Here is a 21,739-nt window from a genome sequence, read left to right as displayed (position 1 = left end):
CTCTCCTACACACCTTGTTACGGGTGCCCTTCACAGGGTGAAACGGGAAACCGGTGAATCATGTGCTTTACTCAAAGCCCATGTCAGTCCGGTGCTGCCCCCGCAACGGTAAGCGAGCGAAGCGTCAGATCCACTGTGCCCCGGCATGGGAAGGTGATGCTTGCAGGTCGGCCTGGTGCCAACCCCTCGTGAGCCCGGAGACCGGCCCGCAACACCCAGCGCGCACCCGTGCCGCTGACCACAAACAAACCCGCGGTGGGCGGGCGCTGTTCGAAATCCCCGCGTGCCCGGCTTGCAGGGATTTTCATGCGCTCGATTCACCCGCTGACATTTCAGAGGGAAGCGCTATGTCGATCATCAGCAATACCGTCAGCCACACTGACCACATCTCTAGCACAGCCACTTTGGGCCAACGCGTGGCTGCCGCCCTCTTCGCCTCGATCCTCGGTGCCAGCCTGGTCTGGTTCGCCGGTTTCTCGCACATCGAAGCGGTGCACAACGCCGCTCACGATACCCGCCACAGCGCCGCGTTCCCGTGCCACTGAGGCCTGCCGAGATGATCAAGCGTATCGCGCAAACCGCAGGCTTCACCGGCTTGCTGGCCGCCCTGCTGCTGACCCTGCTGCAGAGTTTCTGGGTATCGCCATTGATTCTTCAGGCCGAAACCTTCGAGAAATCCGAACCGGTCGCCGAAGTCCACGAGCACGCCGCCGGCACCGCTGCCCACAGCCATGATGCCGAAGCCTGGGAACCGGAAAACGGCTGGCAACGCGTGGTCTCGACCACTGGCGGTAATCTGGTGGTGGCGGTGGGTTTCGCCCTGATGCTCGCCGGCCTGTACACCCTGCGCGCGCCGACCAGGACTTCGCAAGGTCTGCTCTGGGGTCTGGCCGGTTACGCCACGTTCGTTCTCGCACCGACCCTGGGCCTGCCACCGGAGTTGCCGGGTACCGCAGCTGCCGATCTGGCGTCGCGGCAGATCTGGTGGATCGGCACTGCCGGTTCGACCGCGGTCGGTCTGGCTCTGCTCGCCTTCAGCCGCCATTGGCTGATGAAGATCCTCGGTGTGGCGATCCTTGCCGTACCCCATGTGATCGGCGCGCCGCAACCGCAGGTGCATGCCATGCTCGCGCCCGAAGCACTGGAAACCCAGTTCAAAATCGCTTCGCAGCTGACCAACATAGCGTTCTGGCTGGCTCTGGGCCTGATCAGTGCGTGGTTGTTCCGCCGCAAAAGCGCAGGCCATTATCAGGCATGACCGATGACCGATGACCGCGCCGCGCAGCCGCTGGTTGTCGGTTTTGGCTGCCAGCGCGGCTGCCCGGCCAGTACGATGCGCGCGCTGCTCGATCAGGCGTTGCAGGCGCATCGCATTGAACTGCGAGCCATCAGGGCGTTGGCCAGTATCGATCTGAAGCGCGACGAACCGGGTCTGCTGGAGCTGGCCACCCAGTTGAATCTGCCATTGCAGTATTTCAGCAGTGCCGAGCTGGCCGTTTACCAGCCGCGTCTCAGCCATCATTCGCAGATCGCTTTCGAGCGCACCGGTTGCTACGGCGTCGCCGAAAGCGCTGCGCTGGCCCTGGCCGAGCAGCTGATTCAGGCGCCGGCAAAACTGCTGATCTCCCGGCAGAAATATGCCCAGGCCACGCTGGCATTGGCCGGTGCGGGGTAAAATCCGGATAATTCCCGCCATCGATCATGAGCACACTTCATTTGAAGTGCGGCTGCGCTTCTCCTCAAGGATTCAACGATGACCGTCTACTTCATCGGCGCCGGCCCCGGCGACCCGGAACTCATCACCGTCAAAGGCCAGCGCCTGATTCGCAACTGCCCGGTGATCATCTACGCCGGTTCACTGGTGCCCACGGCAGTGCTGGAAGGCCACCAGGCCGAAACCGTGGTCAACAGCGCAGAACTGCATCTGGAACAGATCATCGATTTGATCAGGGCCGCCCATGCCAAAGGTCAGGATGTCGCGCGTGTGCATTCGGGAGATCCGAGTCTGTATGGGGCGATTGGCGAGCAGATTCGCTATTTGCGTGAGCTGGGCATTCCTTTCGAGATCATTCCCGGCGTGACGGCCACAGCGGCCTGCGCAGCGCTGCTGGGCGCCGAGTTGACCCTGCCGGACATCTCGCAAAGCGTGATCCTCACTCGCTATGCCGACAAGACGGCGATGCCGGCCGGCGAAGAACTGGCGAGCCTGGCGCAGCATGGTGCGACCATGGCGATTCATTTGGGGGTCAATCATCTGGAGAAGATACTGGTCGAACTGCTGCCGCATTACGGCACGGATTGTCCGATTGCAGTGATTCATCGGGCGACGTGGCCGGATCAGGACTGGGTGGTTGGCACGCTGGCGGACATTGCCGGGAAGGTCGAGGCCAAGGGGTTTCGGCGTACGGCGCTTATTCTGGTCGGGCGAGTGTTGGGCAGTGAGGTGTTCAGCGAGTCTTCGTTGTATCGCGCCGGGCATGCGCATCTGTACAGACCCTGAAAACAAGTGTGGCGAGGGCGCTTGCTCCCGCTGGATCGCGGAGCGATCCCAGCCTCAGACGCCCCATTCATCACGGGTAAATGCGTCGCCTGAGTTGTGACTGCTACGCAGTCAAGCGGGAGCAAGCTCCCTCGCCTCAGTGCCGTTTCAGTACACAGCGAACGCCTTAATAGTAGGCGTTTTCTTTCTGCGTATGGTCGGTCACGTCACGTACACCTTTGAGTTCCGGGATGCGCTCGAGCAAAGTGCGCTCGATGCCTTCCTTCAGGGTTACGTCAGCCTGGCCGCAGCCCTGGCAGCCGCCACCGAACTGCAACACGGCGATGCCGTCCTCGACCACATCGATCAGGCTGACCTGACCGCCGTGGCTGGCCAGCCCCGGGTTGATCTCGGTTTGCAGGTAATAGTTGATGCGCTCGTTGACCGGGCTGTCGGCGTTGACCATCGGTACCTTGGCGTTCGGCGCCTTGATGGTCAGCTGGCCGCCCATGCGGTCGGTCGCGTAATCGACGACCGCGTCGTCAAGAAACGCTTCGCTGAAGGAATCGATGTACGCGGTGAAGCTTTTCAGCCCCAGCGCCGTATCTTCAGGCTTCTCTTCGCCCGGCTTGCAGTAGGCAATGCAGGTTTCGGCGTACTGAGTGCCAGGCTGGGTGATGAAAACGCGGATGCCGATGCCCGGGATGTTCTGCTTGGAGAGCAGATCGGCCAGATAATCATGGGCGGCGTCGGTAATGGTAATAGCGGTCATAAAAACTCCTCGCAGGCTTGGGCGCAGTTTACGCCAAATGACGCGGCTGACAAAGTCCTAGTATTTTTGTCGGAAAACGCCGGATTCGCGACTCCGCCCAGCGCCTCGTGGCATCGTCAGGCCCGCTTGCGCGCGCGGGCGGCCACGTAAACAAATGGATACTGAAACAGGCACAAGGCATATATATGTATGCCTCGGGGATTTTTTCGGCCTATATATTCACCGCCTTCGTTTACTTGCAAGTTCCATTGCACTTATTTCAAAGGCGCTCAATGAATACATCGTTATCAGGGTTCTATAGCCGAACGCCGCCGCGCAGACTGCAGGATCTCAACCACCTGATCAGCTACCTGCACACCCTCGTTGGTGAGCATTTCAACAGTGACCCACGCGACCTTTACTATCACCCTCCTGCCAGTTCTGCGCTGGGGCGCGAATGCCGGGAAGCATTTCGGGTTTTGAACAAGCTGGAAGAGGATGAAGACTTTATCAGGCATATTTCAACGCCGGTCGGCGTCGATAAATCGCCTCTAGGCAATGACTTCCTATACGACCTTGTATCGTTCCACTTGAGCTCAGCCAAGACGCCAGCGCCCTCCCCCCCGGAAGTTTTCAGCATAGCCGGTCACTCAGTGATTCTCAGAGAGGTCCCGGTCTACTGGTCTATCGACGTCGATGTCTTGCTGGATATTCACCGTAAAGTCGGCAACGGCGTCAAAAGCGACGGCTCGGTCAGGCTCGATCTGGTGCTTGCCTACTACTCGCTGCAACCGCAGCGGCCCGCCACCAGCGCCGACTGGCAGCGCCTTCTGCACAATCTGGTTGACCATCGCGCACTGTGGCTGCTTGGACATGACGGGCACGTCAGTGACATTGAGCACCTGTTGGGCGCTGCGGGTGATCAAGCGATCATGCGCATTGTTCGCCAGATTGAAGTGGAAAAATCCCGCTCGCTGTTGGCAAACCTGCTGCCGGAAAAACTCAATGACAAACTGGAGAAGTTGGCCAACACCACCCCCGTCGCTCTCCTGGAAACCGCTCTGGGTTCTGCAAAGAACCTGCAACTGGCTCAACGCATTGCCAACGAACTGGACTGGTACGGTGCAGGCGACAACCAGCAGTGCCCCCCTGGCGTGTTGAAAAAACTGTTGTGGCGAGCGCTCTGGTTAACGGTAAAACCCGACGCCCACAGTAATCATCGAAACGAGTTGCAGATCTTTATCGAAACCGGCAGCCGCTACGCTTGCATACGGCAATCGCTGGTCGAGCATTTCCAACGAACGCTTGGCGTCAACCAAACCACCGCCTTACTGGCAGTCGCGATTTTCAAAAGCAATATCGCCAGCGAAGCCTGGGTCGAGGACATTCCCGAGGAGCTTCCCTACGGCACTTCCAGCACCTGGGCCAATTTCAAGAGCGGCTTTATTCTGGCCGAAACCATCGCCCCCGGGTCATCCCGGCATATGACGTTCGAACAACTGCTCAACCTGCCAGCCGAGCATCATCAGGCGCATGCCGACGATGTTGAGCAGCAGCGGCTGGTAACGGCAGCCAAAGCGCGTTCTGCGCTGGATTGGGCAGTGGAAACGGGACTGCTGGGAATTCGTCATGCGCCGTACTCGCTGAGTGAAGTCGAGCTGGCAGTGCAGACACTCGAGCAGCACGAACGCGACATGGTCAGTGCAATGCAAAATCTCGCGTCCAGGCCCCCGAGCCGCTTTCGTTACGACACCGACGCGGCATTCGACGAGGCCTTCCGCAACTGGCTGGATACTCCGCGAGCCGCCTACGCGACGCTCATCAGAGCATTGCTGAGCCAGTACCTGCCGGCGTGCGGCACCGATCTTGAGCGCGACGAAGTGGTCGTTTACTCGTTAAGGCTGCCACTGCATGACACCCAGGTGGAGCATGAGAACCGGACGAACACCGACGCCGTTCGTGCGCGCTCGGGGTTTATTTTGCGCACGCTCAACCCTGCCTACCCGACCGACCCACGTTACATTGAAGTTTTCCCGTTCGCAGGCGTTGTGCGCCTGCGCAAAGAGATGAAGTCGCTGCAAGTGGGCGGTGAGATTGTCGTCGAGAAGGTCGGGTCAAGCAGCCGGACCAGCCGAGGCGCCTTCAGAAAAGGCACTGAATTGCCCTTCGACTGGGAAGCCTACCGCGATGGCTCGAAACCCAGGGAAAACCAGCAAGCGGTATTGATCGTGGAACAGTTCGGCGAGACGTTCGAGGCTGTTGCAATCGAACAGCGAACCCCGGACGTTGCGGCGCGGACGCTGCCCTTTGCCGCGAACAACCTGACGTCGGCGCGAGCTGAAAAACTGGCCGCGATGATCGCCAGAGAACTGTTCTTCAAGGATGAGTCAGCGTTACTGGAACAGACCCGTAAAGCGACGCGCAGCATGGACATCGGTCGGGACTTTATCGAGGACATGACCTTCTGGGGAAAAATGTTCGTGCCGTTCTGGGGGGCCATCGACGACCTGACATCGGGTGATCCTCGACGCATCGAGTCCGGTGGCCTGGGCCTGTTTACCGATGTGGTGTCTTTCGGCTTGCCCGTCGGCAAGTACATTGCGGGCTGTACCCGTCTGTTGAGCGGCGCTGGCAGAATCGGTCTGCGCCTCGCGTTGCCAAGGCTCTCCACCCTGACACGAACGTTGCTTGTTTCTACGCTGCGGGAGCTCAATCCTCTGGAGAGCGTTATTGCCCTGCTCAGACTGGGTCGCTTTGCTCTCGGCAAACTGAGTAGCGCGACCTTGCGACACGTGCGGATGGGCATCGCACACCTGCGCGACGGCACCATTGCTGCGCGCCATCTCAGTCCGGTCGATCCTGCGACCTGGGTGCCCCATCGAGCCGGCGACCAATTGTGCACCGTGGAAGGCATCGCCGATATTCCCATGCGCAATGTCGGCACCGCCGCAGCGCCCGACTTTCGCCTGATCGACCTTGTCTCCCATCAAGCGTTCGGCCCGCGCTACCGGCCACCCGTCACGGTGATCAGCAACAGCAACCCCCTGATACGTCGATACGCGGTAGAACCGCACTGGATTCAAGGGCTGAAAGCGGACTCGCGCGGCATATTCTTTCGTGCGGACTATAACCAGAAGTTCATCTGCAACATCGACGAGCGCGGCACCATTGCCGTCTACCAGGTCAGGGACAACTCCTACGGGTTTATCGCAGAAACAGCGCAGACCGGGGAAAACAGCTTTTCTGTGGTGTTGGTCAACCCGAAAACCAACCGCGACCTGTCGATCAACCTGTCGTCGGTGAAACCCGGGCATTGGTACACAAAGGAAATCAGGGTGGCTGGTGGCGCGCCCGATCAGCCGAACGCGGTAACAGCCTTGCACCTGGAAAAGTGGTCGCAGTTCAGCGAAGTGATGCTGGACATCGCCATAAAAGCTTTTGCGAAGAAGCACGGTCTGGATCGGGCGGCGTTTCAGCAGTTCGTCCACACCCAGGGCCAGTTGAAACCCCTTGGCCAACAACTGCTGGACCAGGCCGGCACGGCTCGCACGGCCATTTCCTTCGACAATCTTGAGCAATGGCGGACGCTGTCGCAGGACAGTCGCAACCGCCTGACCCGCGAAGGATTCGCTGCCGAGCACAACCTGGACCCGCAGGATTTCCTCGCCCATGTCAACATGGATGGCAGCTTCAGGGCGCCGGGCACCGTGTTGGCAACCTATGCAAACCATCAGGCCTTCACCCCGCTGACCCCAGAGCATCTTCAGCAATGGCGGGCGCGCTACGACGTGACACGGTCGGCCAGCACGATGAACGCGTTTGTCGCTGAGAACAATTTGAACCCCGTGCTCTGGGCAACCTTCGTCAACGACGCCGGGCAACTGAGAAGTGCCGTAGCGGAAACCTTGCAAAGGCTCGCAGCGACGGATTCGGAGGTCTTGCTCGCGCGTAAATCACTGCCCCCGGGCACCGCGAAAAAATCGGCTGTCAGGCATTCACCCGAACCCTCGACTGCGCACAGCGACGGGCCATCCTCGCCACCCACGGCAGGCCCTTCCAAGCGTCCTCGACTGGACGTTGCCGCCACCCTGCCACAGGACCTGACACCTTCGCTCGGGCACCAGATCAACAACAACGCGCCCATTCTGCAGGATCCGACGGATGTGCGAACAAGCCTGACGCGCAAGCTGGAAGGCGATATCGAACATATCGCGATCACTGAGGCCAACCGGCTCTTTGCGCACTTCCAGGGTGCCAGACTCAAGGAGATGACCCGGCGCATCACCGAGGATATCCACGAGTGGATCGCCGACGAAGGTCGGCACCATGCGAGGCTGACTCAACTTTTCGAGATCAGGAGGCCGACCGAAGGTCCCGAGCGCGGTTTATCGGTGTTCGCCAGGGTCGATATCGAACCTTATGAAGTGCTTGGCCCTTACATCGGCAAACTGCACCGCACCGGCAAATCCCTGCGCGCGGAGATACTTGAAAAATCCACAGAGAAAGTCAGTACCTATCTGTACGAAACGGCAACGAAGAACGCCACCCTGAGCGGGCACGGCAACAGCAACGTGCTGAGCCTGATCAACGCCATCAACGTACCCGGCCAGACCAATATCGGCGTGGAGAACGTCGGTTCGATCTGCGTCGGCAAGTACATGGTGTTCTTTGTCGCGTGGGAAAAAATCCCGGCGGGTGGCGAGCTGTTTCTCGATTACGGCGCCAGTTACTGGAAACATCTGAAACCTTGACCGCCCCGCCTTATCGGGTTTTCAGCCGCTTCGGTGGTGCACAGAGGAATACGTGCACCACCGACAGAAGACAGATGAACGCTGCTCACACGGCACCTGCCCACGGCCGATCAAAGATTTTCGTAGCGGTTCATGTCCAGTACACCCTCTTCCACCGGGTCGGTTTCGTGGATGTACTGGCTCAAATCGTGGAAATACTCCCAGAACTGCGGATGACTGCGGCGAATGCCCCAGCGCTCGACGATTTTCTCGAACCGGTTCGCGTCCCTGGCGTTTTCCATGGCATCGACAAACGCCGGAACCTGCGCGGCCGGCACATTGAACATGAAGTTCGGGTAACTGGTGAGTACGCCGGGATAGATCGTCAGGGTGTCGAGCCCTGGCTGATAGCGCCGCGACTCACCGAGCAAAAACGCCACGTTGCTGTGCGCCCGGTTGCGCAGCAGGCTGTAGACCTCGCGCTTGCCGCTGGCCGTCTCAACACGCAGCATGGTCGCTTCGGGCAACTGATCGATGACTTTCAGCCCGGCTGCCGGGCGCGAGGCCAGACGGCTCAAGGCCTGCTCTGCGTTCTGCAACGCCGGATCGATATTTGGCCGTGAGCAATAAGCACCGTCGCAGCGGTTGATCGGATCCGGCCGCGCATTCAGATCGCCGTAGCGCGTCAGCAACTGCAAGGCGAAATCACGTTTCGGATCTTTTTCGTCGAGTTTCAGCGCAGTCGGTTTGTCGTCGTCGATCGCCTCATAATCGAGCCACATCTTGAACTGGCCGCCATCCTGGTACCAATCATTGAGAAAGTCCTCGCGAGAGTCGGCGGGCATCAGGCGCAGAAAATTCTGCTCGGCACCGTTGCGGATCAGGTCGAAATACAGGCGGGTCTGCGCTTGATGGGAGACGTTGCCGAACACGTCGAAATTGACCGCGAGCTGGTAATAGGTGCGCTCCAGCAGCGGATAGTCGAACAGCCACATCGTCTGCGGCACCTCGCCGATCAAACCCTTGGTTACCGAGGCGCTGTCAAAGTGGCGGAAGATGCTCAACAGGGCATTGTCGTTGCCGGCCCACAGCGTCGACCAGCTCGGCGCCGGCAGATCGGCGTAGCTGTCGCGGCGCAGGGCTTCGTATTCGTTGCGCTTGTCGCGGTAGTCGCGCCACAGGCTCAGCACGCTGCCGACGTCGTCGTTCTGCCCCGGCATCGCCAGCAGCGGCGTGGCCTGGCCACGGTAGTTCGGGTCGGTGATATAGAGGTCATGTTCCGGCGCCTGGAACAGCGCCCAGAAGTTGTCGCGGATCACATCGGTCGCGATCTGCCCGCGGCACACCGGCCCGCGAATGAAAGTACGGACGAAGTACTCGGCGTTATCGAGCATGAACTGATAGCGCGCCTGGGCTGGAATCGCTTCGAACGTGGCGAACGGATTGGCGCGGCTCTGTGGCCCGTAGCCCGGCAGCGCGTTGACCTGCCAGTTACCGTTGTAGAACAGGCTTTTGATGCGGGCCATTTTCGCCGCGCTCAGCGGATACGTGATGTGCGTCTTGTGCACGATCACCCCCTGCACCGGCCACAAGCGGTAATACACCCGCGTGCCCGGGTCGTCGTTGGGGCGGCGAGTGGCGATCAGGTCGATCGGCTGCCCACTCGGCGTGCGCGAACGCACCCACTGGAAATAATGCCCCGGCTCGCCGTCCTTGAAATAAATGTGCGCCAGGTACCAGTGCTCGAACAGCCAGCGCCCGACCAGACTTTGCCGGGCACCGGGGGCGTTAAGCAGGTTTTCCCATTGGGCGATCTGCATCGCTTCTTTCGCGCTCGGCGCCAGACTCTGCTCGTCGATCGGTGCGCCAGACGCCAGCCAGCGCTGCAAGGTCTGGTACTGCTGATCGGTCAGGCCGGTGACGGCCAGCGGCATGCCCTCTTTCGGGTGCGCCCCGGCATAAGCGTCAAATTCGCCAGGCATCGCGCAGAGATTGTTGCGGTTGAGCCCCAGGACGATGTCCTCGGGCAGCCTGGCGTTCGGCGTCAGTGGCGTCTTGTGGCCGAGTTCGAGCATGCGCGCCATCAGCGCGGCCTGGCTGCCCTGGGCGTCGAGCACCGAATAGAAGTCTTTCTGCTGCCAGGCGCGCTTGCCGAAGGCGTCATAGAACAGTCGCGTTGTCGGTGCGGCCTGGGTGCGTTCGCCGTCGTACACCGGCATCTTGCTCGCGCCGCGGGCGGCGCCTTCGCCACTGCCCAGATTGAGCTGGCACGCCGAGTCGTAACAGGCATGGCAGGCCACGCACTTCTCGGTGAAGATCGGTTGGATGTCCCTGCTGTAGGAAATCGAAGGCGGCATCGCGGGATCTTGCGCCGCGACGCTCCCGCTCAGGACCAGCAACAATAAACTGATGACGCGGTACGGCATGCTGCTGATCCCGATGGTAAAAAAAGGCTGCGATTCTACCGTTATGACGCTCGTACCAACATGAGCGATATTCATGCAAAAGCCGCACGTGCTCTAAAAGCGCACAGGTTTGCTATGATCCCGCTCCTTCGTAATGGTCTTTTCGAGTAGTCCACATGTCCGATCGCAGCGTCCGCCTTCAAGCTCTCAAGCAAGCCCTCAAAGAGCGCATCCTGATTCTCGACGGCGGGATGGGCACGATGATCCAGAGCTACAAGCTCGAAGAGCAGGATTATCGCGGCAAGCGCTTCGCCGACTGGCCGAGTGACGTCAAGGGCAACAACGACTTGCTGGTGATCACTCGTCCGGACGTGATCGGCGGCATCGAAAAAGCCTATCTGGACGCCGGCGCCGACATTCTCGAAACCAACACCTTCAACGCCACGCGCATTTCCATGGCCGATTACGGCATGGAAGAGCTGGCGTACGAGTTAAACGTAGAAGGCGCACGTCTGGCGCGCAAGATTGCCGACGCCAAGACCGCCGAAAACCCGGCCAAGCCGCGCTTCGTCGCCGGTGTGCTCGGCCCGACCAGCCGCACCTGCTCGCTGTCGCCCGACGTCAACAACCCCGGCTACCGCAACGTGACCTTCGATGAGCTGGTGGAAAACTACACCGAAGCCACCAAAGGCCTGATCGAGGGCGGCGCCGATCTGATTCTGATCGAAACCATTTTCGACACCCTCAACGCCAAAGCGGCGATCTTTGCCGTGCAAGGTGTTTTCGAAGAGCTGCACCTCGAATTGCCGATCATGATTTCCGGGACCATCACCGACGCCTCCGGCCGAACCCTGTCCGGCCAGACCACCGAAGCGTTCTGGAACTCGGTGGCCCACGCCAAGCCGATTTCCGTGGGCCTGAACTGCGCCCTTGGTGCCAGCGAACTGCGCCCGTACCTGGAAGAGCTGTCGAACAAGGCCAGCACCCACGTTTCCGCGCACCCGAACGCCGGCCTGCCGAATGAATTCGGCGAGTACGACGAACTGCCATCGCAAACCGCGAAAGTCATCGAAGAGTTCGCCCAGAGCGGTTTCCTCAACATCGTCGGCGGCTGCTGCGGCACCACGCCGGGGCACATCGAAGCCATCGCGAACGCCGTGGCCGGTTATGCACCGCGACAGATTCCGGACATTCCCAAAGCCTGCCGCCTCTCGGGCCTCGAGCCGTTCACCATCGATCGCAGCTCGCTGTTCGTCAACGTCGGCGAGCGCACCAACATTACCGGTTCGGCAAAGTTCGCCCGGCTGATTCGTGAAGACAACTACACCGAAGCCCTCGAAGTCGCTCTGCAGCAGGTCGAGGCCGGCGCGCAGATCATCGACATCAACATGGACGAGGGCATGCTCGATTCGAAGAAGGCCATGGTCACCTTCCTCAATCTGATCGCCGGCGAACCGGACATCTCGCGCGTGCCGATCATGATCGACTCGTCGAAATGGGAAGTCATCGAAGCCGGCCTCAAGTGCATTCAGGGCAAGGGCATCGTCAACTCGATCAGCATGAAAGAAGGCGTCGAGCAGTTCATCCATCACGCCCGACTGTGCAAGCGCTACGGTGCTGCAGTGGTGGTGATGGCGTTCGACGAAGCCGGTCAGGCCGACACCGAAGCGCGCAAGAAAGAGATCTGCAAACGCTCCTACGACATTCTGGTCAATGAAGTCGGCTTCCCGCCGGAAGACATCATCTTCGACCCGAACATCTTCGCCGTCGCCACCGGCATCGAAGAGCACAACAACTACGCCGTCGACTTCATCAATGCCTGCGCCTACATCCGCGACGAGCTGCCGTATGCGCTGAGCTCCGGCGGTGTGTCCAACGTGTCGTTCTCGTTCCGTGGCAACAACCCGGTGCGTGAGGCGATTCACTCGGTGTTCCTGCTCTACGCAATCCGCGCCGGCCTGACCATGGGCATCGTCAACGCCGGTCAGCTGGAGATCTACGATCAGATCCCGGTGGAGCTGCGCGACGCCGTTGAAGATGTGATCCTCAACCGCACCCCGGACGGCACCGACGCCCTCCTCGCCATCGCCGACAAGTACAAGGGCGACGGCAGCGTCAAGGAAGCCGAGACCGAAGAGTGGCGCAACTGGGACGTCAACAAGCGTCTGGAACACGCGCTGGTCAAGGGCATCACCACGCACATCGTCGAAGACACCGAAGAGTCCCGACAGTCGTTTGCGCGGCCGATCGAAGTGATCGAAGGCCCGCTGATGTCCGGCATGAACATCGTCGGCGACCTGTTCGGCGCCGGCAAAATGTTCCTCCCGCAAGTGGTCAAATCCGCCCGCGTCATGAAGCAGGCCGTGGCGCACTTGATCCCGTTCATCGAACTGGAAAAAGGCGACAAGCCGGAAGCCAAGGGCAAGATCCTCATGGCCACGGTGAAAGGCGATGTGCACGACATCGGCAAGAACATCGTTGGCGTGGTGCTCGGCTGCAACGGCTATGACATCGTCGACCTCGGCGTGATGGTCCCGGCCGAGAAGATCCTGCAGGTCGCCAAGGAACAGAAATGCGACATCATCGGCCTCTCCGGCCTGATCACCCCGTCGCTGGATGAAATGGTTCACGTTGCCCGCGAAATGCAGCGCCAGGATTTCCATCTGCCGCTGATGATCGGTGGCGCGACCACCTCCAAGGCGCACACGGCGGTGAAGATCGAGCCGAAGTACAGCAACGATGCCGTGGTCTATGTGACCGACGCCTCACGCGCCGTGGGTGTGGCGACGCAGTTGCTGTCCAAGGAATTGAAAGCCGGTTTCGTCGAGAAAACCCGTCTGGAATACATCGACGTGCGCGAGCGCACGTCCAATCGCAGCGCCCGCACCGAACGCCTGAGCTATGCCGCCGCGATCGCCAAGAAGCCACAATTTGACTGGGCCGGTTATCAGCCAGTGAAACCGACCTTCACCGGCAGCAAGGTGCTCGACAATATCGATTTGAAGGTGCTGGCTGAATACATCGACTGGACGCCGTTTTTCATCTCCTGGGACCTGGCCGGCAAATTCCCGCGCATCCTCGAGGACGAAGTGGTCGGTGAAGCCGCCACCGCGCTGTACAAGGACGCCCGGGAAATGCTCACCAAGCTGATCGACGAAAAGCTGGTCAGCGCCCGCGCGGTATTCGGTTTCTGGCCGGCCAATCAGGTCAACGAAGACGATATCGAGCTGTACGACGATAACGGCAAGCCGTTGGCCAGGCTGCATCACCTGCGTCAGCAGATCATCAAGACCGACGGCAAACCGAACTTCTGCCTCGCCGACTTCGTTGCGCCGAAGGACAGCGAAGTCACCGATTACGTCGGCGGTTTCATCACCACCGCTGGTATCGGCGCCGAAGAAGTGGCCAAGGCCTATCAGGACGCTGGCGATGACTACAACTCGATCATGGTCAAGGCCCTCGCCGACCGCTTGGCCGAGGCCTGCGCGGAATGGCTGCACCAGCAAGTGCGCAAAGAGCACTGGGGTTATGCCAAGGACGAAACCCTCGATAACGATGCGCTGATCAAAGAGCAATACCGTGGCATCCGCCCCGCTCCCGGCTACCCGGCCTGCCCGGATCACACCGAGAAAGCCGCGCTGTTCACCCTGCTGGACCCGGAAGCGGCCGAAATGCGTGCTGGGCGCAGCGGCGTGTTCCTCACCGAGCACTACGCGATGTTTCCCGCTGCTGCAGTCAGTGGCTGGTACTTCGCCCATCCGCAGGCGCAGTACTTTGCCGTGGGCAAGATCGACAAGGACCAGGTGCAGAGCTATACCGCGCGCAAAGGCCAGGACCTGAGCGTGACCGAGCGCTGGCTGGCGCCGAATCTGGGTTACGACAGCTGAGATGCATGAGGCCCGACAGCACCTTGCTCCCGGGCCTCATCATTCATCCGCTCACGGGCGCCATGATGGGCCGGGCTGCGGTGAAGAAGGATCAGGTTGTGCCGTGCCTTCGCCCGCCAGTGCCAGACTCTGCATTTGCACGCGAGACAGTTCTTTCAACTTTTCAATGCGCGCTTCCGCCAGTTCGATCTCCAGTGCGGCCATCGCCTCCAGGTAGCGGTTACGAGTCGCCTCGCTATCGTCTTTGTCCGGGTAGAGGTCCTCGACCTCCTCCTGACGCCGGCTCGCGTTGCTTTCGAGTGTCTCGAATACCTCGGGGTTGCGCTCGCGCAAATAGCGGATCCAGTAATCGCGACCGATCAGATCCTCCAGAAACCTGTCCGACGCTTCATCGGCGAGAACGGCTGCACGCGCATCAATCAACCGCTGCCCGCGAATCGGTGTGGCGTACAGCATGTGCTCTGGTTGCGCCGGCAATTCCAGGCCGTCCGGCCAGCCGCGAGTCATGCCGATGCGGTATTGCAGGCGGACTTCCGCGCGGTCCTTGTACCTGGCGGCAGCTTCGGCCAGTCGGTCAACCCTTTCCAGGCGGAACAGACGTCGACTCAGATCAAGCAAGGCCCTGCCGCGCTGCTCCGGGCGGTGTCGTGGAATATCGCGCAGGGCGATGTATTCATAGACGCGGGTTTCCAGCTCGCTGAACGACAGGATTCGCCCATCAGGGCAGGTGCCGTGGGTTTCGGCGTTGAGAAACAACAGGTTGCGCAGTTGGGCATTTTCCGTGGCCGCCTCGATGACTTGCCAGACCCGATGGGTCAGATCGGCACCTGACAAACTGAATTCGAGGGTATCGGGCAGGGTCGAGAGCAAATGAAAGAACGGCTCATGGTTGTCCTGATCAGCCAATTGCAGCCATAACGCCTGCCGCGCGGCTTGCGCATCTACATGGGTGTACGTCATCCAGGCGGCCATCGCTGGCGCTGCCGTATCTCGCGCCGGATAGGCAATGAACTCCGCTGCCTGCACGACGGCGCGGGTATCAACGGGCCTGGCACCGCCACCCCCACTTGGGCCATCGCTGTCGGAGTCGGAGTCCGAATCCGATCCCTGACCGGAGCCAGTATCCGAATCGCTATCGGTCTCCAATTCGCGTTCGGCAATTTCACCCTGTAGAAAAGTCTGGGAATAACCCATGACATCACGGTCTGCGTTGGCCGCACTGTATTCGCGCAGTTGCTGCAGGCCATTGAGCGACAGCGAGTTTTCGGACAGGTCGGTGCCGTCCACCAGCGCTTCATGGTTGCCATCCAACAGCCGATCCGGAAAGACCATGATGTTGTTGCCCGACAGGTCCAGCCGTTGCAAATGCGCCAGATCGAGCACGTCATCAGGCCAGAATCCCAGGCCGTTCTGGCTGAGATCGAGGGTTTCCAGACGGGGGAAGTTGGTGGCGCTGAACTCCTCCAGCTGATTGTGGCTGAGGTCGAGCCAGCGCAACTGCGACCCACCCGCGTGCTGATACACGGTTTGTGCCACGGCCAGCCGATTACCGCTCAACTCCAGACGTTCCAGGCGGGTCAGACGACCGACAGCTTCGGGCAGCCGCTCCAGTGCATTGCCGTTGAGTTTCAGGGTGGTCAACTCAGGGAACGCCGGGCAAAAGAGGTTGAAGCTATCGACTGAAAACTTGACCCCGGTCAGATCCAGTGTCCGCACATGGGCAAACACGTTTGACAGCGCGGGCAGATCGCTCATGACCCCCGCTGAAAGGCTCAGCGTTGGTCCGGCAGACTCGGAAAGCCCTGTCAGACCGTCCCGCCAGCAATTGCGGATCCTCGTCGCGTTGAAGAACCTAGTGGACGATGACACGCTTTCACCAGGTCCTGGCGCCGCGCCGAAAATCCAGCCGTTCAACTCACGCGTCAGCGTCTCGTCACTCGCTCGCCACTGGGTCAGCCTGTCCGCCATTTGCTCCGGGGACAGGCCTTCAACGCGCAATCGGGCAACGCTGGCTTGCGCTTGTTCAAGGGTCAGCGAGGGAAATATCTCCAGCACACGGGCACTCATGTCGGAACTGGCGCCAGTTGCAGCAACGGGCGGAAGCGCTAACAGCTGGCCGGCGCGCTCCAGCGCACTTTCCGGCGGGGTCGCGCTTGGATTGGCCGGCAATGACGCCGTTTGCGCGTCGAACCGTTGCAAGGCGCCTTCCGGCAAACCAACGGACATTTCAATCCGGCGCTGCGCCGCCCGCATGTCCGCCTCGCCTTGAGTACTGAAGCGGTTGTTCTGCAGACGGGTCTTCAGCAGCACAGCGTCGTTGGCAAGCACCTGATCGGGGAGCGACCCAATGGTGTTATGTCGTAAATCCAATGTCCGCAAGTGCGGCAGGCTTTCCGCCCCGGTCGGCCATTGATTGAAGCCATTGGAGCTGAGGTTCAACGTCTTGAGCCCGGTCAGGCGAGAAACGTCCAGTGTGTCCAGGCGATTGAGCCGCGCATTGAGATGCTCCAGTTTGTTCAGGGTATTGAACTGGCTCTGCACCTCAGGGGTAACGCCGATAAGGTTGAGAGACACGTCCAGTTGCGTCAGGTGGCTTGCATCGGCGGGCCGGACCGGCAGTTCCGTCAATCCGCAGGCGGTGACTTCCAGGCTGGTGGTGCCACTGAATGCCTGGAGAAAATCGCGAATCTGGTCGATCGGCACATTCAACCGGTCCAGCCGAACGCTCTGCACGTGAGCAAACGCACCGGTTGGCAATCGCGGCAGCTCACTGACCGACTCCTCGCCCTGTACCCATGCAGTGTCCACCAGTTCAAACACACCGGCATCGTCGAGATCGATACTGGCTGCCCAGTTCGTCCCATTGAAAGGGCGAACGTCGTCGTTCAAGCGATAGCGCCGGCGGATGGCTGCACGCCAGTTCTTTTCCAGAGCAAGTACCACCCGTGCATTGGGCTGCGCTTGCCAGCGGGCGGCGGGAATTGCAGTGCGCAATCCATCAGACGCGCTGGCTTCGTAGAACTGGCGGAAAATCGCGGTGTGCTCTACACGCAGAATCTCCACAGCCTTGAGCCGGGTTTCCGGGGTATTCCAGAGGGTCATGATGCGCTGAGGCAACGGGTTGAGGCGGCCGGCTTCGCCCGTGAGGAACTGCAGTTCTCCGGCGCAATAGCGACGAACCATCAAGTCCAGATCGACCAGATGTCGCCACTGCCCCATGTAGTTTTTCACATAGTCGTAAGCGGGTTTGAACGCTTCATGGGAGAACATGGACCAGTCCAGCGACAAACCTGCCCAGAGTCTTTCGTGTCCGACATAGAGCGATTGGGGAATGGAAGCGATGGCGGTCTGCGTCAGGTCCAGTCGTTCCAGTTCAGGCAGTTGCTGCACATAGGCCGGCCATTGCGTCAGGCCCGACGCTTCGATCCGGAGTTTCTTCAGCCGTTTGAGGGGCGTCAGATCCAGGCCAGCGGCATGGCTCCCACCGTCGAGAAAAGCAAGATGAAGCTCCTCAAGGGCCGTCAGCGTACTCAGTCTGCTCGACAGGTCGGAGGCCATCACCGTGGCTGCCGTTCTGAATTTGAGTTTCCTCAGTGCAGACATCCGGGTCACAGTCAGAGGCAAGGTTGTCAGTGCCTGCTCATGCGCCATGTAGGCGCCAAACAGACTGCCACGCTCCCCCAGCGACAGCTTTTGCACGTTGGCAAATCGCGCCAGAAAGGCGTCCGCATTGGCGTCGGTGATGCCATTGCCGCCAATCGAAAGTTTACGCACATGGGCGAAGTCTGCCGTCAGCTCTGGCAGCGGGTCATAAGTGAGTATCGAAAGTTCATCGGCACCTGAAACTCCGGTGGACAAGGCGTTGCGCCAGCAGGTTTTCAACGCTTGCGCGGCGCGAAACTTGTGATCCGTTGCGGAACGTTCCCAAGGCGCCGCCGTGGATGTGCCTGCCCATTCATCCAGCGTCCTGTTCAACTGCTGCCATTCTTCGCGGCGTGATTGCAACAGCTGGAAAATCGCATTGTCGTCTTTACCCGTCCGGTACTGCTCGAGAATGAAACCGTTAGCCTGTTCGTAGGTAAGCTGCGGATAGACATCGCACACATGATCGGTCAGGTTCATTTGCAACCCGGCGCCGCGTCCGCTTGCGGGGTAACCGATCAACGTAGTGTTCACACGCACGGGCGGCTTGATCCATCTGACCTGTGGCGCGAGCAGCGCAGGCGCATCTGCCTGATGCCGATCGGCATGATCGATGATCTTTTGCTGTAACCGGGCCGACTGCCCCACCTCGGGCACACCGAGGCTGCGGCGTACGTCATCAGGCAGGGCGTGCATGATCGATGAGTAAAAGTTGTCGCCGTTGCGCGGCAGGCTGTTGAGTGCAAGACCGAGTTCGTCGAACGCCTGAAACTGAGCGCCTTTCTTGATCAGGTATTTCTTCTCGCTGGCTGTTTCACTGCCGATGCTGTCGAGCAGCAGGCCGGCGTCATTGCCCTCGCGAACTTCAATGCGAACGCTGTCGGTCCAACCCGGCAACTGCTCCAGGGTGTGCAACGCCAAGCGCCGGCTGTCCGCCGAAGCGACGTTTTCACTGCGCAGGCCGGCATAGGCCGCTACTTGTCGGCTTTGACGGGCGTACCAGCGTGCCTCTTCCAGCAGGCGTAGCGGCACTCGATGGCCTGAGTCCAGTCGCTCGAGATCATCGGGGCGTCCATGGGCCAGCACCGTTTGTGCCGCGGGTTCGCTGAGTCCAGGGCAGGCCTTCTGCAAACGCGCAATCCGCGAATCGATGGGGTCGGTTCCCTTGTAGAGGCTGTCGTAGATCGCCGGCTGACGAGTGTCGGCGTAGCCGGCGATCTGCTTACCGAACTCTGCCGGCCGGGCATCGCGCACGCGTGCGCCTTGCTCGCCCAGGAGCCGGGTGACTTCCGACTCGTCCAGCGCCGCGAGGATATGTGCTGGCAGGCCACCGCTGAGAATATCGGCCCGCGATATCTGAATCGGTGCCTTGACGCCGACGTCGCGAAAGCGCCGTGCGAAACCGTACCTGACCGACATGCCGGACAGTTGCTCGCCGTCGAATACTTCCAGCACCCGGTTCGCCGGCCAGCGCGGCATTTCGGTGATCAGCGGCAACGCATAGAGATACAGTTCGTCGATCGGTTTTGTCCCGCGTAACTGTTCGACTACCAGTGCCGCGTTGCTATCCGCCTGCATCACGCGCATGGCCTGGGTCAGCTCCGGTGGTGGCAGCGCAGAGTCGACGTGCATCTTGCGCAGAGCGGCGTCGCTGACACCGCTGATATCGGCAGCCTTGATCAACTGCGCGTCGGTGAAGGCTTCGGTTTCGTGGCCGATGCGCCGCAGCAGGGTCAGACGATCCCAGTCCCGCGGCCGCTCCAGCGTATGCCGCCAGGCACCGCGTCCGTTGCTCTCGAGCACTGGCTGCCAGGCGCGGGCATCGGTCGGGTGCTTGATGCGCCATTTGCTGATCGACTCATCGTAAAACTGCTCGTAGACCTTACCGCTCTGGCGGATGAAAGTCTGACCTTCCAGCACATGCTGGCCGGCAGGATTCGGGCCGGGGCTGTCTGGCAGCGTGACAGCGGACTCGTAGGCTCTAAGGTCGGCTCTCCACAGGCGAGCTTCGCCGTCGGGCAGTGTTACCGGCTGCAGCCGCTCGATGACCGGCACGGCTCTGGCACTGGAGATTTTCTGCACCCCGGCGCCCACCCCCGCCATCAACGCAATCTGCGCCAGATTCTCCGCGACATCGATCAGGTGATCCTTCGCCGCCCGACGATCGCCCTCACTCCATTCAATCGCGCCTTCCAGGGTTTCATTCAGCAATTGCCCGGCCATCACCACCATCATGACCTCGCCCAGCACCGGCACGAACATCGAGACCAGGTTCAGGCCGAGCATGCCGATCTGCAGCAGATGAGCGAGCTTGGCGTCCCGGGCCTTCGCATCGACATCCGCCGATGGCACGGCATGGCTGCGTGCGTCGGCCAATACCTTGGCGCGGCTCTGGGTGTAAAGGTATTGCCAGAGATCCTCATTGGGCGCCCAAATGCCCCGTCCGCTGCGACCGAACGTCGATGGCGCAATGTAGGGATCCGGCACAGGATCCCACCTGATCTCACGCTCGGGTGGCAGCTCACGGATCCGGGTGAACACCGAACCGCCCGCCAGTACCTGCGCCACAGCCAGCCATGGCGAGCGCCATATTGCCCAGGCATCGCTCGGGGAACCGGCCGCCTTTTGTCTGAACTGGCTGAAATAATAGGCACGCTGGTCATACGGCAGAAACTCGCTGAGAAAGCGCTGGTACGCGGTCGGTTCTGCGCCGGGCTCTTGGACGGGATCGCGGGCGGTAAGCAAGCGCTTGAATTCGTCGCGCATCTGCTGGACGGTGTAGCGCTTGAGCGGGTGGTCCGGATCGTGAGGGATGTAAAGGATCAACTCGTCGCTGTAGCGGTACTTCTGGCAAATGACAAACACCACGCACCCGGTGAGCCTTTTTTTCATCACGCCCAGGTCACTGAACCAGACCTGTTTATCGCCCATCCACGGGTGCATGTTGCCGTTGATTACCGACACAATCATTGCGTGATCCGCCGGCTCAATGTCTTTTTGCAACAGCGCCTGATCGGCTGCGGCGCGCATCGTCGCCTTCTGGCTGGCAATGAAGCGCTCGCTGAGCACCGCCTCTGCCACCGCATCGGCCGGGTGGAAGAATGTCGTCAAATAGCTCTGATACTGCTTGCCGACATCCAGCTCTCGGCAAAGCGTCAGGAACTGCGTCACCGTCAGGCCGATGCTCACGTGCTCGAATGTATCTGGGGTGGAGGTGGCTACCACGAAACCCGATGTCGGGTGATAAGCGCCCTGCTTGCATTCGTCAGCTTCGAAGTTGTGCAGCGCGGCTTCCAGCATCGACAGTTTGAGGACCTCGAAGGACGCCAGCTCGATCTTTTCAATGCCCAGTTCGACGGGACGCCGCAGGCACAGGAACGTCTTGTCGACATCGGTTTGTAATTGATGCCGATCCTTGAGCGCTTTGAGCAGCAATGGCCTGGCAAATGTCTCGACGTCCTGAAGGGTCGCCATGGTTCTATCTAGATCGTTCTGGGCGACAACACTGGCCTTCATGCTGTCGGCCAGCGTCTTGCGTTGTTCCGGCGTCGCGTCGAGGTACCACGCTGGCAGCGCAGTCGGAAGGTTCTTGAGCGCTTCGCGCCGTTGCGACGAAGCGCTGGACAGCCACGGCGGGATGGACTTTTCGAGAAAATCCCGGTGCAGGCTTTGCGTTGTATTGAGCTTTGTCGGCTGGCTGACAGCGACAACTCGTGCGAGCGGCGCAGCGTGCGGCGTCTCTGGGTTGGATGGGATAGTGACCATGATCACTCCTGGTTTGATGGAGCGATCAGCAGACCATGTCCCGTCAGCGGATCTGCGGTATCCGGGTATTGCCGGTGCGG

Annotated in this window: 9 protein-coding genes and 1 riboswitch; of the genes, 6 read left to right on the top strand and 3 right to left on the bottom strand. The window is 60.5% G+C overall.

What is annotated here, in order from left to right; genetic code table 11:
* The first annotated feature begins 4 nt into the window (after window positions 1-4).
* Window positions 5-225: riboswitch (cobalamin riboswitch) on the top strand.
* Between the two features lie 122 nt (window positions 226-347).
* From LIS66_RS12225 to cobM, 4 genes are all read left to right on the top strand, one after another.
* Window positions 348-545 (top strand): CbtB domain-containing protein, encoded by a 198-nt coding sequence (locus LIS66_RS12225; RefSeq protein ID WP_064361781.1) that lies wholly within the window; start codon window positions 348-350, stop codon window positions 543-545.
* A gap of 11 nt (window positions 546-556) precedes the next feature.
* The gene (locus LIS66_RS12220; protein ID WP_227974386.1) at window positions 557-1,258 is read left to right on the top strand and encodes a CbtA family protein; all 702 of its coding nucleotides are present in this window, start codon (window positions 557-559) and stop codon (window positions 1,256-1,258) included.
* Window positions 1,259-1,261: 3 nt separating this feature from the next.
* Window positions 1,262-1,675, top strand: a complete 414-nt coding sequence (locus tag LIS66_RS12215) for a cobalamin biosynthesis protein (RefSeq protein WP_227974385.1) — start codon at window positions 1,262-1,264, stop codon at window positions 1,673-1,675.
* 78 nt (window positions 1,676-1,753) lie between these two features.
* Window positions 1,754-2,500, top strand: coding sequence for a precorrin-4 C(11)-methyltransferase (gene cobM, locus LIS66_RS12210; RefSeq protein WP_227974384.1), 747 nt, complete (start codon window positions 1,754-1,756; stop codon window positions 2,498-2,500).
* A 166-nt stretch (window positions 2,501-2,666) separates the two neighbouring features.
* On the opposite strand, the gene nfuA is transcribed toward cobM, so the two are convergent.
* Window positions 2,667-3,251: a Fe-S biogenesis protein NfuA gene (gene nfuA / locus LIS66_RS12205; protein ID WP_227974383.1), complete on the bottom strand. Its 585-nt coding sequence runs from the start codon at window positions 3,249-3,251 to the stop codon at window positions 2,667-2,669.
* 272 nt (window positions 3,252-3,523) lie between these two features.
* Here nfuA and LIS66_RS12200 point away from each other — a divergent pair, with 272 nt between their 5' ends.
* Window positions 3,524-7,981, top strand: coding sequence for an SET domain-containing protein (locus LIS66_RS12200; RefSeq protein ID WP_227974382.1), 4,458 nt, complete (start codon window positions 3,524-3,526; stop codon window positions 7,979-7,981).
* A gap of 110 nt (window positions 7,982-8,091) precedes the next feature.
* Here LIS66_RS12200 and LIS66_RS12195 read toward each other — a convergent pair whose 3' ends face one another.
* A complete protein-coding gene (locus LIS66_RS12195) occupies window positions 8,092-10,386 on the bottom strand; it encodes a fatty acid cis/trans isomerase (RefSeq protein WP_227974381.1) in 2,295 nt (764 codons plus the stop codon).
* A gap of 155 nt (window positions 10,387-10,541) precedes the next feature.
* Between LIS66_RS12195 and metH the strand changes: the two genes are divergently transcribed.
* On the top strand, window positions 10,542-14,252 hold the full coding sequence (metH, locus tag LIS66_RS12190; RefSeq protein WP_227974380.1) for a methionine synthase: 3,711 nt from the start codon (window positions 10,542-10,544) through the stop codon (window positions 14,250-14,252).
* A 51-nt stretch (window positions 14,253-14,303) separates the two neighbouring features.
* Here metH and LIS66_RS12185 read toward each other — a convergent pair whose 3' ends face one another.
* A complete protein-coding gene (locus LIS66_RS12185) occupies window positions 14,304-21,659 on the bottom strand; it encodes a dermonecrotic toxin domain-containing protein (RefSeq protein WP_227974379.1) in 7,356 nt (2,451 codons plus the stop codon).
* Window positions 21,660-21,739 lie beyond the last annotated feature (80 nt).

The organism is Pseudomonas sp. HN2 (assembly GCF_020736465.1).
Classification (GTDB): domain Bacteria; phylum Pseudomonadota; class Gammaproteobacteria; order Pseudomonadales; family Pseudomonadaceae; genus Aquipseudomonas; species Aquipseudomonas moraviensis_A.
The sequence above is the reverse complement of the archived record's forward strand: the minus strand, read 5'-3'. Positions and strand labels throughout refer to the sequence as shown.

What these genes read in the sequence shown, in the direction of transcription:
- LIS66_RS12225 (WP_064361781.1), top strand. Translation starts at nt 348, where the DNA reads ATGTCGATCATCAGCAATACCGTCAGCCACACTGACCACATCTCTAGC.
- LIS66_RS12220 (WP_227974386.1), top strand. Translation starts at nt 557, where the DNA reads ATGATCAAGCGTATCGCGCAAACCGCAGGCTTCACCGGCTTGCTGGCC.
- LIS66_RS12215 (WP_227974385.1), top strand. Translation starts at nt 1,262, where the DNA reads ATGACCGATGACCGCGCCGCGCAGCCGCTGGTTGTCGGTTTTGGCTGC.
- cobM (WP_227974384.1), top strand. Translation starts at nt 1,754, where the DNA reads ATGACCGTCTACTTCATCGGCGCCGGCCCCGGCGACCCGGAACTCATC.
- nfuA (WP_227974383.1), bottom strand. Translation starts at nt 3,251, where the DNA reads ATGACCGCTATTACCATTACCGACGCCGCCCATGATTATCTGGCCGAT.
- LIS66_RS12200 (WP_227974382.1), top strand. Translation starts at nt 3,524, where the DNA reads ATGAATACATCGTTATCAGGGTTCTATAGCCGAACGCCGCCGCGCAGA.
- LIS66_RS12195 (WP_227974381.1), bottom strand. Translation starts at nt 10,386, where the DNA reads ATGCCGTACCGCGTCATCAGTTTATTGTTGCTGGTCCTGAGCGGGAGC.
- metH (WP_227974380.1), top strand. Translation starts at nt 10,542, where the DNA reads ATGTCCGATCGCAGCGTCCGCCTTCAAGCTCTCAAGCAAGCCCTCAAA.
- LIS66_RS12185 (WP_227974379.1), bottom strand. Translation starts at nt 21,659, where the DNA reads ATGGTCACTATCCCATCCAACCCAGAGACGCCGCACGCTGCGCCGCTC.